Genomic DNA, 13,433 nt, shown 5'->3' on the forward strand with positions numbered 1-13,433 from the left:
CTATGACGGATTGAACCACGTTCAATCTTGGACTGGAAAAAGCGAAAGGAAATCATCATGTCTATGGGTACGCAGGCACTCGTCATCTTCCTCCTGATCGGTCTGGTCGCGGGGTTCCTCGCCAGTCTGATCGTTGGCGGAGGCGGATTGATACGGTGCCTGCTCAGCGGCATCATCGGCGCGTTCGTCGGAGGCTTTCTCTTCAACGCGCTGGGGATCAACCTGGGCATAGACAGCGCCATCGTGGTGCAGATCATTCACGCCACGGTCGGCGCCATCATCGTGGTGTTGATCGCAAGGGCGATAGCTTGAGGGGATAAGACTGCATGGAAGGTGTGGGCTTGATTACGGCGATCATCGTCGGTGGCCTGGCGGGCTGGCTCGCGGGCATTTTGATGGGCATACGCTTCGGCGTTTTGATGAATATCGTCATCGGCATCATCGGTGCTGTTATAGCGAGCGCAATCTTCGCCCGCGCCGGGATCTATGTCGGTAGCGGTCGGCTGGGTTACCTTGTGACGGGTTTCATCGGCTCTTGTATCTTGCTATTTCTGGCAAAACTCGTCAGACGCTGACGAAAGAGGCCGTTTCGGCGGTTTGAAGGCAGGTTATTGATGGTAACTATTCTCGACAGGATCAATCCAAACGCTGAAAAGCGCGTGCGGCACCCGGAAAAGGCGCATCGCCCGGACACGGAAGTCATGCGCAAGCCGGACTGGATCCGCGTCAAGGCGCCGACATCCAAGGGCTACGCCGAAACCCGCTCGATCGTGAAGGAGCACAAGCTCGTCACCGTCTGCGAGGAAGCCGGCTGCCCGAATATCGGCGAGTGCTGGGACAAGAAGCACGCCACCTTCATGATCATGGGCGAGATCTGTACCCGTGCCTGTTCCTTCTGCAACGTCGCGACCGGCAAGCCGAACGCACTCGACATGGCCGAGCCCGACAGCGTGGCGAAGGCCGTCAAGGAGATGGGCCTCAGCCACGTCGTCATCACCTCAGTTGACCGCGACGATCTGGAAGACGGCGGCGCCGAGCACTTCGAGAAGGTGATCTGGGCGATCCGCGCTGCGTCGCCGACGACCACGATCGAAATCCTGACGCCCGACTTCCTGAAGAAGCCCGGTGCGCTGGAGCGCGTCGTCGCCGCCAAGCCCGACGTCTTCAACCACAACATGGAAACCGTGCCGGGCAACTATCTGACGGTTCGTCCCGGCGCCCGCTACTTCCACTCCGTTCGCCTGCTGCAGCGGGTGAAGGAACTGGATCCGACCATGTTCACCAAGTCGGGCATCATGGTCGGCCTCGGCGAGGAGCGCAACGAAGTGCTGCAGCTGATGGACGACCTGCGCGTCGCCGACGTCGACTTCCTGACGATCGGCCAGTACCTGCAGCCGACCCGCAAGCATCACGCGGTCATGAGCTACGTCACGCCCGAGGAATTCAAGTCCTACGAGACGGTCGCCTACACCAAGGGCTTCCTCATGGTCGCCTCCAGCCCGCTGACCCGCTCCTCGCACCACGCCGGCGACGACTTCGCCCGCCTGCGCGCGGCGCGTGAGAAGAAGCTGCTGGTGGCTGCGGAGTAATCAGCCTAACGACGATATATTGATATCCGTATCGTTTTCCGATACGGATATCGCATGATCGTTGGCTTTCGCAACAAGCAGACTGAAGGCCTTTTCCTGCGACGCGATGCCCGCCATTTCCCGGCGGATGTCGTTGAGCGGGCACGACGGAAGTTGATGGCACTCGACGCTGCGATAAGCCTTGATGATTTGCGGGTTCCGCCAAGCAATCGTCTTGACGCCTTGAAGGGCAGCCGGGCCGGCCAGCATTCTATCCGTGTCAACGATCAGTGGCGCATATGCTTCGTCTGGAAAGACGGCAATGCGGATCATGTCGAATTCTGCGACTACCATTAGGAGATGCGGATGCAGATCATTCCTGTCGACCCCATCCATCCCGGTGAAATTCTCAAGGAGGATTTCCTGAAGGAATACGGCATCTCCGCCTATAAGGCGGCGGAGGACATGGGAATTCCACGCACGCGGATCGAACGGGTCCTGCGCGGCGAAAACGGCATTACCGCCGACACCGCGTTGCGTCTGTCCCGCTATTTCGGCAACAGCCCGGAATTCTGGCTTAATCTGCAGCGCACCTATGACCTTGCGGTCGCGCGGAGGGCCGCCGGCGATCTCAGCGGGATCACACCCGTCCAGGCGGCCTGATCTCCCCGCAATCAGACAAGAGGCCATCGTGTTGCAACAACCGAAGCACCGGCTGAACGTCACCGATCTCGGTGAGGCTGCTGAATTCCTGAAGCGTGCGGACCGCATCGTCATTTTCGGCGCCTCCGGTGGCGGCAAGAGTACGCTGGCGCAAAAGCTCGCGCGCATCCTCGGCGTTCGCTACGTTTCCATGGACCGCGAGGTGTTCTGGCTGCCGGGGTGGGTGTCGAGACCGAGGCCGGAGCAGCGCGTGATCATCGCCAGGATCGTGACCGAGGACCGCTGGATCATCGATGGCAATAATCCGAGAACGCTCGATCTCAGGCTGCCGCGCGCCGATGTCATCTTGTGGGTGAGAGTGTCGCGCTCTGCCTGTGGAGCATCTTCAAGCGCGGCATCGTCTATCGCGGCAGGACGCGGCCCGACATGGCGCCCGGATGCCTGGAACAGTGGCCGGACCGGGAGTTCATGTCCTATGTCTGGAATTTCGAGAGGGACGACGTGCCCGAATTCATGGAAGGCATCCGCCTGCATGGGCCTGACGTCCCGCTCGTCGAATTGAGGAGCAGGGCGCAGATGGGACAGCTGCTTCAGCGCCTCGAAGCCATCGGCTAGGATGACAGCCTGATTCGGTCTTTGCTTGCGGGAGGGAAAGACATGCCGAATTTCGTCACCGATATCGCCAGCGCCGCCAACCTCGTCAGCCGCGCCAACCGCATTCTCGTGATCGGCTGCTCCGGCGGCGGCAAAACCACGCTATCGAAACGCCTCGGCGCGCGGCTTGGCGTGCGGCACATCTCGATGGATCGCGACTTCTATTGGCTGCCCGGCTGGGTGAAGCGGCCGAAGGCCGAGGAGCGCGAGATGATCGCGGCCGCTGTTGCCGAAGAGCGGTGGCTGATGGACGGGACCGGCGCCTCGACCTTCGATCTCAGGATGCCGCGCACCGATGTCGTGCTCTGGGTGCGGCTGCCGCGCTGGCGGTGCCTGCTCGGTGTCACCACAAGGTGGCTTCGCTGGCGGGGCAGGGCGCGGCCGGAGATGGCGCCGGGCTGCCCGGAAAAGCTGGATGGCGAGTTCCTGACCTACATCTGGAACTTCGAGCGCCGGTGGGCGCCGCTCATCCTCGGTGGCATCGAGCGATACAAGCCCGATGTGCCCGTCCTTCAGTTGAAATCGCACCGTGAAATGCGCCGCCTTCTTGATCTTCTCGGCGCGCCCGCTTAACTGCCGGTCATGCCTCAGTTCGAAACGCACCGCCCCGTCCCGCATTCCGCAGACCAGATGTTTGATCTCGTTGCCGATGTCGAGAAATACCCGCAATTCCTGCCGCTCTGCGAAGGGCTTGCGATCCGCAGCCGCAAGGAGCGCGATGGCAAGGTGCTGCTCATCGCCGACATGACGGTCGGCTACAAGGCGATCCGTGAGACCTTTACGACGCAGGTACTGCTCAACAAGGCCGAGCGCGTCATCGACGTCAAATACATCGACGGCCCCTTCAAGTATCTCGACAACCGCTGGCGCTTCGAAGACACGGCGTCGGGCTCCAACGTGCATTTCTTCATCGATTACGAGTTCAAGAGCCGCATCCTCGGCGCCCTGATGGGCTCGATGTTCGACCGCGCTTTCCGGATGTTCACCGAAGCCTTCGAAACGCGCGCCGGCAAGATCTACAGCTGATCCGGCTTACTGCGGCCCGAGCTGCCGGATCATCGCCAGCGCCGTCCTGACGGTGGCGAGACGAACCTCGCCGCGGCCAATATCGCCATAGAGCATCTTGTTGTGAATGAGGTCACCGTTGCGCGACTTGGCGGCGAGATGCACCAGCCCGACCGGCTTCTCCGCCGATCCGCCGCCTGGCCCCGCGATACCCGTGACCGCGACAGCGATCGATGCCCGCGAGCGGAAGAGGGCGCCATGCACCATCTGTCGCGCCGTCTCTTCCGACACCGCGCCGAAACGCGCAAGGGTCGCTTCCTGAACGCCGAGCATCTCCATCTTCGCGGTGTTCGTATAGGTGACGAAGCCGCGGTCGACGACCGCCGACGAACCCGCGATTTCCGTGAGCGAGCCGGCAATCAGCCCGCCGGTGCATGATTCCGCCGTAGACACCATCAATCCCGCCGCTCCGAACGTCCTGATAATGGCTTCGGCCTCGGACAGGATATCGGCGGGATAGAGGCTCATTGGGCAATCTCCTGATAGACGACGGTGGCGGTGGCGATGGCGGCGATCCCCTCGCGGCGGCCGACGAAGCCGATCGTCTCGTTGGTCGTCGCCTTCACCGAGCAGCGATCGATCGAGATGCCGAGGAACTCCGAAAGCATTGCGCGCATCGTGTCGCGGTGCGGCCCGACCTTCGGCGCTTCGGCAATCAGCGTCACGTCGGCGTTCATGATGGTGCCGCCGCGCTCGCGCACGATCTTGGCCGCATGCTCGATGAAAATGCGCGACGGCGCACCCTTCCATTGCGGGTCCGATGGCGGGAAGTGGTCGCCGATATCGCCGGCGCCGCATGTGGCAAGCAGCGCGTCCGTCAGCGCATGCAGCGCGACGTCAGCGTCGGAGTGGCCCTTGAGCTTCTGGTCGTGCGGAATGAGCACGCCGCAGAGCGTCACGCCATCGCCGGCCTCGAGCTGGTGCACGTCGTAGCCGTTGCCGGTGCGCACATCGGGAAGGCGTGCGCTGGAAAGTCTCTGGTCAGCCATTGCGATATCGCGCCTCACTGTCAGTTTTACATTGTCGGCCATGCCCTCGACGATCGTCACGGGATGGCCGGCCCATTCGGCGATCGCCGCGTCGTCCGTAAAATGGTTGCGGTCGGCGGCCGCCGCCTTCTCATGCGCGGCAAGGATGATGCCGAAGTCGAAGGATTGCGGTGTCTGCGCGGCAAAGAGCTGCGCTCGGGGCACGGTCTCGACCACGATGCCGGATTGATCGGCGCGCTTCAGCGTATCGGCAACCGGCATGGCCGGCAGCACGGCAGGCGCGCCTTCAGCCAGAGTGGCCGCGACGCGGTCGAGCAGATCGTGATCGAAGAACGGCCGCACGGCGTCGTGGATCAGGACGTGGGTGATCCCCTTGTCCTTTAGATGCCGAAGCCCTGAGAGCACCGATTGCTGGCGCGTCGAGCCGCCATGGACTGTCGCGATCGGCAGCTTGGAAGTCACACCAGCGGTTGCCTTCGCAAATAGAGATTCGTCATCGGCGTGAATCACGGCGACGATCTCGGTCGCCTCAGGCCATGTCGCGAAAAGTTCGAGCGTGTGGGCAATGACGGGCCGGCCACCGATCCGGCGATATTGCTTTGGGCCTTCAACAGATGCGCCGGCGCGCTCGCCCCGGCCTGCGGCCACCACGATAATTCCGATCGATATCGGTTGCTTTTGATGCATTTGCGGCATAAATCCCCAAAAAGCAGAATTTCTGGAGGTGCTCTAACGGCTTGGCGCACCGAATTCCAGCATTTGCCCGAAAAATATCAAACCGGGCACTTCCCCCTTGGCAAGTCTTTTAAATCTGTCTAAAAATAGTGCACCTGCTTAGCGTGCCTGAAAGATAATCAGTTGTCTGACATACACCTCGCATCTCCTTTGTGCATCGGAACCGTTGCGGTGCGCAACCGTATCGTGCTGGCGCCCATGTCCGGCGTCACCGATATGCCGTTCCGTCAATTGGCCTGGCGCCATGGCGCGGGGCTGGTGGTGACCGAGATGGTGGCGAGCCGCGAACTCGTCAATGACACCGAGCAATCCTGGGCGCGGTTGAAGACCGCGGGCTTCAATCCGCACATGGTGCAGCTTGCCGGTCGCGAAGCGCATTGGATGGCGGAAGGCGCGAAGATCGCCGCCGCGCACGGTGCTGATATCATCGACATCAACATGGGATGCCCGGCCAAGAAGGTGATCGGCGGCTATTCCGGCTCCGCGCTGATGCGTGATCCCGACCACGCGCTCGGCCTCATCGAGGCGACAGTCAAGGCCGTCGATGTTCCCGTCACGCTCAAGATGCGGCTTGGCTGGGACGAAAATTCGATCAACGCCCCCGAGATCGCAAAGCGTGCCGAGGAGGCCGGCGTCCAGCTGGTGACGATCCATGGTCGTACGCGCATGCAGTTTTACGAGGGACGCGCCGATTGGGATGCGATCCGCGCGGTGCGCGATGTGCTCACCATCCCGCTGGTCGCTAATGGCGACGTCGAAACAGTCGAGGATGCCCATGAAATCCTACGCCGCTCGGGCGCTGATGCCGTGATGATCGGCCGCGGTTGCCAGGGGCGCCCGTGGCATGCCGGCGTGCTCGCCGGCGCCGATGCGCCTCAGTCATGGGAAATCGCCGATATTGCCGTCGAACACTATCGCATGATGCTCGATTTTTACGGGGAAGCCGTCGGTGTTCGTCATGCTCGCAAGCATCTCGGCTGGTATATGGAGCGCTTCGCACCGTCGGTGTCGGCAAACGACAAGGCGGCGATCATGACCGCGCGCGACCCACGCGAGGTCTCGCAACGATTCCACGATGCCCTGGTCGCGGCGGCAGACAATACAGATGCCCGGGAGGCTGCATGACAAACGACGCGTCGCTATCATCTGCCCATGCCGGCAGTGCCGTCGCCATGGCCGTTCTCAACGCCATCCAGAACCCCGTCATCATGGTCGATGATGCCGGGTTGGTCGCCTTTGCCAACTGGGAGGCGGAAGCCTTCTTCGGGGCCAGCGCCTCGCATCTGGCGCGCTACAAGATCTCGACCTTCATTCCCTTCGGCAGCCCGCTTCTAGCGCTGATCGACCAGGTGCGTGAGCGCCGGGCGCCGATCAACGAGTATCGCGTCGATCTGAGCTCGCCAAGGCTCGGCCAGGACAAGCTCGTCGACATCTACGTGGCGCCGGTGACGAGCGAGCCGGGCTCCGTCGTCATCGTCTTCCAGGAACGCTCGATGGCCGACAAGATCGACCGGCAGCTGACGCATCGCGCCGCCGCCCGTTCGGTCACCGGTCTCGCGTCCATGCTGGCGCACGAGATCAAGAACCCGCTCTCAGGGATTCGCGGCGCCGCCCAGCTGCTCGAGCACTCGGCGACCGACGACGACCGCGCGCTGACCCGACTGATCTGCGACGAGACCGACCGCATCGTCTCGCTGGTCGACCGCATGGAAGTCTTCTCCGACGAGCGCCCAGTCGACCGGGTGCCTGTCAACATCCACTCCGTGCTCGATCATGTGAAGGCGGTGGCCAAGGCGGGCTTTGCGCGTCACATCAAGATCACCGAGAATTACGACCCCTCGCTGCCGTCGGTCTACGCCAACCGCGACCAGCTGGTGCAGGTCTTCCTCAATCTCGTGAAGAACGCCGCCGAGGCGATCGGCGACCGGCCGGATGGCGAAGTCGTGCTGACGACCGCATATCGTCCCGGCATCCGTCTCTCGGTCGCGGGAACGCGCGAGAAGATTTCGCTGYCGCTGGAGTTCTGCGTGCAGGATAACGGCCCGGGCGTTCCGTCCGATCTCCTGCCGCATCTGTTCGACCCCTTCATCACCACCAAGACGAACGGCAGCGGTCTCGGCCTTGCGCTGGTGGCCAAGATCATCGGTGATCATGGCGGCATCATCGAATGCGACAGCCAGACCAACAAAACCACATTCCGCGTGCTCATGCCTGCCTCCAAGGACGCATCGCTTGAGGACGCAACCATAACCCCCACAGGACCTTCTCGATGACAGCAACGATCCTCGTCGCGGATGATGATGCGGCAATTCGTACGGTGCTTAATCAGGCCTTGAGCCGCGCCGGATATGACGTGCGTATCACCTCGAACGCCGCCACACTGTGGCGCTGGGTTTCGGCCGGCGAGGGCGACCTCGTGGTCACCGACGTCGTCATGCCCGACGAGAATGCCTTCGACCTGCTTCCACGCATCAAGAAGGCCCGCCCGGATCTTCCGGTGCTGGTCATGAGCGCGCAGAACACCTTCATGACGGCGATCAAAGCCTCGGAAAAGGGCGCCTACGACTATCTGCCGAAGCCATTCGATCTCACCGAGCTGATCGGCATCATCGGCCGGGCGCTGTCCGAGCCGAAGCGCAAGCCGGCCAAGGTCGAGGACGACGTGCAGGACGGCATGCCGCTGGTTGGCCGCTCGGCCGCCATGCAGGAAATCTACCGCGTGCTGGCGCGTCTGATGCTGACCGATCTGACTCTGATGATCACCGGCGAATCCGGCACCGGCAAGGAACTCGTCGCCCGCGCGCTGCATGACTACGGCAAGCGCCGCAACGGTCCCTTTGTGGCGATCAACATGGCCGCAATCCCGCGCGACCTGATCGAATCCGAGCTGTTCGGCCATGAGAAGGGCGCCTTCACCGGCGCCCAGACGCGCTCGACGGGCCGCTTCGAGCAGGCTGAGGGCGGCACGCTGTTCCTCGATGAAATCGGCGACATGCCGATGGATGCGCAGACGCGCCTGCTGCGCGTGCTGCAACAGGGCGAATACACCACCGTTGGCGGCCGCACGCCGATCCGCACCGACGTGCGCATCGTCGCCGCCACCAACAAGGATCTGAAGCAGGCGATCAACCAGGGCCTCTTCCGCGAGGATCTGTACTACCGCCTCAACGTCGTGCCGCTGCGCCTGCCGCCGCTGCGCGACCGCGCTGAAGATATCCCCGATCTCGTCCGTCACTTCGTCCAGCAGGCGGAGAAGGAAGGTCTCGGCACCAAGCGTTTCGATCAGGAAGCGCTCGATCTGATGAAGGCTTATGCCTGGCCGGGCAACGTGCGCGAGCTGGAGAACCTCATCCGTCGCCTGATGGCACTTTATCCACAGGATGTGATCACCCGCGAAATCATCGAATCCGAGCTGCGTTCCGACGTGCCGGACAGCCCTATCGAGAAGGGTCCGATCCGCAATGGCAACATGACCATTGCCCAGGCTGTCGAAGAAAACATGCGGTCCTATTTCGCGACGTTCGGCGATAATCTGCCGCCTCCGGGCCTTTATGACCGCGTTTTGACCGAGATGGAGTATCCGCTCATCCTGGCAGCGCTGACGGCCACGCGCGGCAACCAGATCAAGGCTGCCGATCTGCTCGGTCTCAACCGCAACACGTTGCGCAAGAAGATCCGCGAACTCGGCGTATCGGTCTACAGAAGCTCCCGCACCGCTTGACGCTCTCCAACGCTTGACAATGTGACGCGATGCGTTGCATTTTCGCCACATTGCGTTGCCAATAAGTCACGCAAGGGGTTTGTGTTCCTGCGGTCAGTTCTGCGTCCGAAGATCCGGCTCGACGATGGACGAGCGGGAGATCGAGCGCGGTCTTTCACCCTGACCCAAGGACGGCGGTGAAATGCGTTTCGCCGCGTGGAGAGTTAAACGAATGAAGCAGGATGCGTTGCCGCCGGCGGCGGAGGGCGAAGCAGTTACCACGGTAACGGATCGCCGCGCGCTGTTTGCTCTGCCCGGTCTCGTGCTTGCCGGGGGCGCGCTTCTCTGCGCGACGATGACGCTCTTCGTGCTTCTCGGCCTGACGCCGATCGCGCCGACATCGCCGGTCGTCATCACCTCGGTCGTCGTCAATTCCTTCTTCGTGCTCGGCCTGATGGCGCTGATCGGCCGCGAGGTTTCGCGGCTCTTGAAGGCGCGCAAGCGCGGGCGCGCCGCTGCACGCCTGCATATCCGCATCGTCGTCCTCTTCTCGATCGTTGCAATCACGCCGGCCATTCTCGTTGCCCTCTTTGCCAGTATCACGCTGAACGCCGGTCTGGACCGCTGGTTCGCGCTCAGAACGCAGTCGATCGTCAGTTCCTCCCGCAATATCGGGCAGGCCTACATGATGGAGAATGCGAGCTATCTGCAGGGCCAGACGGTCTCGATGGCCAACGATCTGGAGCGCAATCGCCAGCTGTTCAATCTCGACCGCACCGGCTTTGCCGAGCTGATGACACGCCAGGCGAGGGGACGCGGCCTGCTCGGCGCCTTCCTGGTCCAGGCTGACGGTACCGTCATCACGCAGGCCGACATCAAGACCGAGAAGCCGCTGCCGGCGATCCCGCAGGATGCCCTGAACAAGGCCTCTGCCGGCCAGCCGACGCTCATTCCGCCGGGTGTGACGAACCTTGTCGGTGCCATCATCCGGCTCGAATCGATCGACGGCGCCTTCCTCTATACGGTGCGTGCGGTCGACCCCAAGGTCATGACCGCGATGCGGATGATGGAGGAGAACGCCACCGAATACAGGTCGATGGAGGCGGGACGCTTCTCGCTGCAGATCGCCTTCGCCATTCTCTATGTCGGCTTCGCGCTGATCGTGCTGCTCGCCGCCATCTGGACCGCGATCGCCGTTGCCGACCGCATCGTCCGCCCGATCCGCCTGCTGATCACCGCGGCCGACAGCGTCGCATCCGGCAATATGGACATCGTCGTTCCCGTGCATGCCGTCGATGGCGACGTCGCCAATCTGTCGCGCACCTTCAACAAGATGATCTCGGAGATCCGCACCCAGCGCGACGAGATCCTCGAAGCCAAGGACGAGGTGGACGACCGCCGCCGCTTCATCGAAGCGGTGCTTTCGGGCGTCACCGCTGCCGTCATCGGCGTCGAGCACGATCGCCGCGTCACCATCGTCAACAGTTCGGCCGAGACGCTGATGGCGCTCGATGCCGGCGACATGCTCGGCAAGCAGCTCTCCGAGATTGCGCCCGAGGTTGACCAAGTCCTGACCGAGGCGGCGTCGCGCTATCGCGGCGATTTCCGCAAGCAGATCGCGCTGGTGCGCGCCGGCACCGTGCGCACGCTGAGTGTTCAGGTGACGCGCGAGGAAGTGCGCGACCTCAGCGAATCCTATGTCATCACGCTCGATGACATCACCGATCTCGTCATCGCCCAGCGCTCCACCGCCTGGGGCGACGTGGCGCGTCGTATCGCCCACGAGATCAAGAACCCACTGACCCCGATCCAGCTGTCGGCCGAGCGCATCCAGCGCCGATACGGCAAGCAGATCAACCAGGATGATCGCGGCGTTTTCGATCAATGCACCGAGACGATCATCCGCCAGGTCGGCGATATCGGCCGCATGGTCGACGAGTTCTCCTCCTTCGCGCGCATGCCGAAGCCGATCAAGGAGCCGAGCGACCTGCGCAAGATCCTGCATGACGCGGTCTTCCTGCGCGAGATGGGCAACAGCCACGTCGCCTTCCTGCAGGAATTCGGCGATGCGCCGCTCGAAGGACAATTCGACAGCCGCATGCTCGGCCAAGCCTTCGGCAACCTCATCAAGAACGCGGTGGAAGCGATCGAGGCCGTGCCGGCCAACGAGCGCGACGAGCGCAAGGTGCTGGTGCGCGCATCGCTCGACCAGCCGCGCGACCGCTTCACCGTCGACATCATCGACAACGGACGCGGTCTGCCTGTCGAGAACCGGCACAGCATTTTGGAACCGTATATGACGATGCGCGAGAAAGGGACCGGTCTCGGCCTCGCCATCGTGAAGAAGATTATTGAAGAACATGGCGGGCAGCTCGAACTGCATGATGCACCCGCTGATTTTGACCAGGGAAGAGGGGCCATGATCCGCGTGCATCTGCCGCGCCTGGAGCAATCGCCCGCCGCCTCGGCCGCAAGTGACAAGGAAAATGCATATGGCCTCTGATATTCTGGTCGTCGACGACGAACACGACATCCGCGAGATCGTCTCCGGCATTCTCTCCGACGAGGGCCACGAGACCCGCACCGCCCACGACAGCGACAGCGCTCTTGCAGCGATTTCGGACCGCGCCCCGCGGCTGATCTTCCTCGATATCTGGATGCAGGGCAGCAAGCTCGACGGTCTGGCGCTGCTGGATGAGGTCAAGGCGCGCCATCCCGACATTCCCGTCGTCATGATCTCCGGCCACGGCAACGTCGAGACCGCCGTCTCCGCCATCAAGCGCGGCGCCTTCGATTTCATCGAAAAGCCCTTCAAGGCCGACCGCCTGATCCTGATCGCCGAGCGTGCGCTGGAAAATTCCAAGCTCAAGCGCGAGGTCTCCGAGTTGAAGCGCAAGGCCGGCGATCCGGTCGAGCTGATCGGAACCTCCGTCGCCGTCTCGCAGCTGCGCCAGACGATCGAGAAGGTATCGCCGACCAACAGCCGCATCATGATCCTCGGCTCCTCCGGCTCCGGCAAGGAACTGGTCGCGCGGATGATCCACAAGAAGTCGTCGCGCGCGAGTGGTCCGTTCGTGGCCATCAACGCCGCCAACATCACGCCCGACCGCATGGAAGTGGCGCTCTTCGGAACCGAGGGCTCGCCCGGTCAGGCCCGCAAGATCGGCGCGCTCGAGGAAGCCCATCGCGGCATTCTCTATCTCGATGAGGTCGGCGAAATGCCGCGCGAGACGCAGAACAAGATCCTGCGCGTGCTGGTCGATCAGCAGTTCGAGCGTGTTGGCGGCTCCAAGCGGGTGAAGGTCGATGTGCGCATTGTCTCCTCGACCGCCTATAATCTCGAAAGCCGCATCGCCGAAGGCTGGTTCCGCGAGGATCTCTATCACCGGCTGGCCGTCGTGCCGGTCAAGGTGCCGTCCTTGGCCGAACGCCGCGAGGACATCCCGTTCCTCGTCGATCAGCTGATGCGCCAGATTTCCGAACAGGCGGGCATTCGTCCACGCCGCATCGGGGACGATGCGATGGCGGTCCTGCAGGCTCATGACTGGCCAGGCAATATCCGCCAGCTGCGCAACAACATCGAGCGCCTGATGATTCTCGCCCGCTCCGACGGTCCTGATGCGCCGATCACCGCCGAGATGCTGCCGACCGACCTGGGCGACATGCTGCCGAAGGTATCGGCCAAGAACGACTACCACATCATGACGCTGCCACTGCGCGAAGCGCGCGAGATGTTTGAGAAGGATTATCTGATTGCCCAGATCAATCGATTCGGCGGCAACATCTCGCGTACCGCCGAGTTCGTCGGCATGGAACGCTCGGCGCTGCACCGCAAGTTGAAGTCGCTCGGCGTCTGATCAGCGGCGCAATCGGTAGCCGGCGTGTCTTTTCGATGGGCGGGCAGGGCAGCGGCAGGGGCCCAAGGCGATCTGCCGCCGCATAAAATTAGACAGGCCTTTTTCGCCGTTGCGGAAAAGATTGCGATTTGATACCAAAGGCTTTCCAGGCTGCAGGGATGAGGGTTGTCGGCTGCCTGATGGAAAAATAAGAAGTATTTTA

The 13,433-nt window shown here is 62.5% G+C and carries 14 protein-coding genes and 1 pseudogene; 13 read left to right on the forward strand and 2 right to left on the reverse strand.

What is annotated here, in order from left to right; translation table 11 throughout:
- The first annotated feature begins 57 nt into the window (after window positions 1-57).
- The 8 genes and pseudogenes from AC1DOG_RS15415 to AC1DOG_RS15450 all read left to right on the forward strand — a co-directional run bounded on the left by AC1DOG_RS15415 (window position 58) and on the right by AC1DOG_RS15450 (window position 3,911).
- The gene (locus tag AC1DOG_RS15415) at window positions 58-312 is read left to right on the forward strand and encodes a GlsB/YeaQ/YmgE family stress response membrane protein (RefSeq protein ID WP_018899984.1); all 255 of its coding nucleotides are present in this window, start codon (window positions 58-60) and stop codon (window positions 310-312) included.
- Window positions 313-326: 14 nt separating this feature from the next.
- Window positions 327-575, forward strand: coding sequence for a GlsB/YeaQ/YmgE family stress response membrane protein (locus tag AC1DOG_RS15420; RefSeq protein ID WP_477929166.1), 249 nt, complete (start codon window positions 327-329; stop codon window positions 573-575).
- A 39-nt stretch (window positions 576-614) separates the two neighbouring features.
- Window positions 615-1,589: a lipoyl synthase gene (lipA, locus tag AC1DOG_RS15425; protein WP_283194657.1), complete on the forward strand. Its 975-nt coding sequence runs from the start codon at window positions 615-617 to the stop codon at window positions 1,587-1,589.
- A 54-nt stretch (window positions 1,590-1,643) separates the two neighbouring features.
- On the forward strand, window positions 1,644-1,925 hold the full coding sequence (locus tag AC1DOG_RS15430; RefSeq protein WP_477929169.1) for a type II toxin-antitoxin system RelE/ParE family toxin: 282 nt from the start codon (window positions 1,644-1,646) through the stop codon (window positions 1,923-1,925).
- 9 nt (window positions 1,926-1,934) lie between these two features.
- Window positions 1,935-2,231 carry a HigA family addiction module antitoxin gene (locus tag AC1DOG_RS15435; RefSeq protein WP_477929170.1) on the forward strand — a complete coding sequence of 99 codons (297 nt, stop codon included), beginning with the start codon at window positions 1,935-1,937 and terminating at the stop codon, window positions 2,229-2,231.
- A 31-nt stretch (window positions 2,232-2,262) separates the two neighbouring features.
- Window positions 2,263-2,846, forward strand: a pseudogene (locus AC1DOG_RS15440) (P-loop NTPase family protein).
- A gap of 42 nt (window positions 2,847-2,888) precedes the next feature.
- Entirely contained in the window at window positions 2,889-3,458 is a 570-nt protein-coding gene (locus tag AC1DOG_RS15445) for an AAA family ATPase (protein WP_477929171.1), read from the forward strand.
- Window positions 3,459-3,467: 9 nt separating this feature from the next.
- Complete coding sequence (locus tag AC1DOG_RS15450; protein WP_018899977.1) at window positions 3,468-3,911, forward strand: type II toxin-antitoxin system RatA family toxin; 444 nt, start codon at window positions 3,468-3,470, stop codon at window positions 3,909-3,911.
- A 6-nt stretch (window positions 3,912-3,917) separates the two neighbouring features.
- Here AC1DOG_RS15450 and AC1DOG_RS15455 read toward each other — a convergent pair whose 3' ends face one another.
- Together AC1DOG_RS15455 and AC1DOG_RS15460 are read right to left on the reverse strand one after the other, a co-directional pair.
- Window positions 3,918-4,418 carry a CinA family protein gene (locus tag AC1DOG_RS15455; RefSeq protein WP_477929172.1) on the reverse strand — a complete coding sequence of 167 codons (501 nt, stop codon included), beginning with the start codon at window positions 4,416-4,418 and terminating at the stop codon, window positions 3,918-3,920.
- Window positions 4,415-5,635, reverse strand: a complete 1,221-nt coding sequence (locus AC1DOG_RS15460; protein WP_477929174.1) for a bifunctional 2-C-methyl-D-erythritol 4-phosphate cytidylyltransferase/2-C-methyl-D-erythritol 2,4-cyclodiphosphate synthase — start codon at window positions 5,633-5,635, stop codon at window positions 4,415-4,417. The genes AC1DOG_RS15455 and AC1DOG_RS15460 overlap by 4 nt, the downstream gene beginning before the upstream one ends.
- A gap of 162 nt (window positions 5,636-5,797) precedes the next feature.
- Between AC1DOG_RS15460 and dusB the strand changes: the two genes are divergently transcribed.
- From dusB to ntrX, 5 genes are all read left to right on the forward strand, one after another.
- A complete protein-coding gene (gene dusB, locus AC1DOG_RS15465; RefSeq protein WP_477929176.1) occupies window positions 5,798-6,799 on the forward strand; it encodes a tRNA dihydrouridine synthase DusB in 1,002 nt (333 codons plus the stop codon).
- Window positions 6,796-7,947, forward strand: coding sequence for a two-component system sensor histidine kinase NtrB (locus tag AC1DOG_RS15470; RefSeq protein ID WP_477929178.1), 1,152 nt, complete (start codon window positions 6,796-6,798; stop codon window positions 7,945-7,947). The genes dusB and AC1DOG_RS15470 overlap by 4 nt, the downstream gene beginning before the upstream one ends.
- Window positions 7,944-9,395, forward strand: a complete 1,452-nt coding sequence (ntrC, locus tag AC1DOG_RS15475; protein WP_018899972.1) for a nitrogen regulation protein NR(I) — start codon at window positions 7,944-7,946, stop codon at window positions 9,393-9,395. The genes AC1DOG_RS15470 and ntrC overlap by 4 nt, the downstream gene beginning before the upstream one ends.
- A gap of 211 nt (window positions 9,396-9,606) precedes the next feature.
- Window positions 9,607-11,877, forward strand: a complete 2,271-nt coding sequence (locus AC1DOG_RS15480; RefSeq protein WP_477929181.1) for a sensor histidine kinase NtrY-like — start codon at window positions 9,607-9,609, stop codon at window positions 11,875-11,877.
- A complete protein-coding gene (ntrX, locus tag AC1DOG_RS15485; RefSeq protein WP_018899970.1) occupies window positions 11,867-13,231 on the forward strand; it encodes a nitrogen assimilation response regulator NtrX in 1,365 nt (454 codons plus the stop codon). Before AC1DOG_RS15480 ends, ntrX begins: the two co-directional genes overlap by 11 nt.
- Window positions 13,232-13,433 lie beyond the last annotated feature (202 nt).

Source organism: Rhizobium sp. 01N48, assembly GCF_056399145.1.

Coding starts and splice junctions, on each gene's coding strand:
- AC1DOG_RS15415 (WP_018899984.1), top strand. CDS start 58: ATGTCTATGGGTACGCAGGCACTCGTCATCTTCCTCCTGATCGGTCTG.
- AC1DOG_RS15455 (WP_477929172.1), bottom strand. CDS start 4,418: ATGAGCCTCTATCCCGCCGATATCCTGTCCGAGGCCGAAGCCATTATC.
- AC1DOG_RS15480 (WP_477929181.1), top strand. CDS start 9,607: ATGAAGCAGGATGCGTTGCCGCCGGCGGCGGAGGGCGAAGCAGTTACC.
- AC1DOG_RS15460 (WP_477929174.1), bottom strand. CDS start 5,635: ATGCCGCAAATGCATCAAAAGCAACCGATATCGATCGGAATTATCGTG.
- ntrX (WP_018899970.1), top strand. CDS start 11,867: ATGGCCTCTGATATTCTGGTCGTCGACGACGAACACGACATCCGCGAG.
- AC1DOG_RS15435 (WP_477929170.1), top strand. CDS start 1,935: ATGCAGATCATTCCTGTCGACCCCATCCATCCCGGTGAAATTCTCAAG.
- AC1DOG_RS15450 (WP_018899977.1), top strand. CDS start 3,468: ATGCCTCAGTTCGAAACGCACCGCCCCGTCCCGCATTCCGCAGACCAG.
- lipA (WP_283194657.1), top strand. CDS start 615: ATGGTAACTATTCTCGACAGGATCAATCCAAACGCTGAAAAGCGCGTG.
- AC1DOG_RS15430 (WP_477929169.1), top strand. CDS start 1,644: ATGATCGTTGGCTTTCGCAACAAGCAGACTGAAGGCCTTTTCCTGCGA.
- AC1DOG_RS15420 (WP_477929166.1), top strand. CDS start 327: ATGGAAGGTGTGGGCTTGATTACGGCGATCATCGTCGGTGGCCTGGCG.
- AC1DOG_RS15445 (WP_477929171.1), top strand. CDS start 2,889: ATGCCGAATTTCGTCACCGATATCGCCAGCGCCGCCAACCTCGTCAGC.
- ntrC (WP_018899972.1), top strand. CDS start 7,944: ATGACAGCAACGATCCTCGTCGCGGATGATGATGCGGCAATTCGTACG.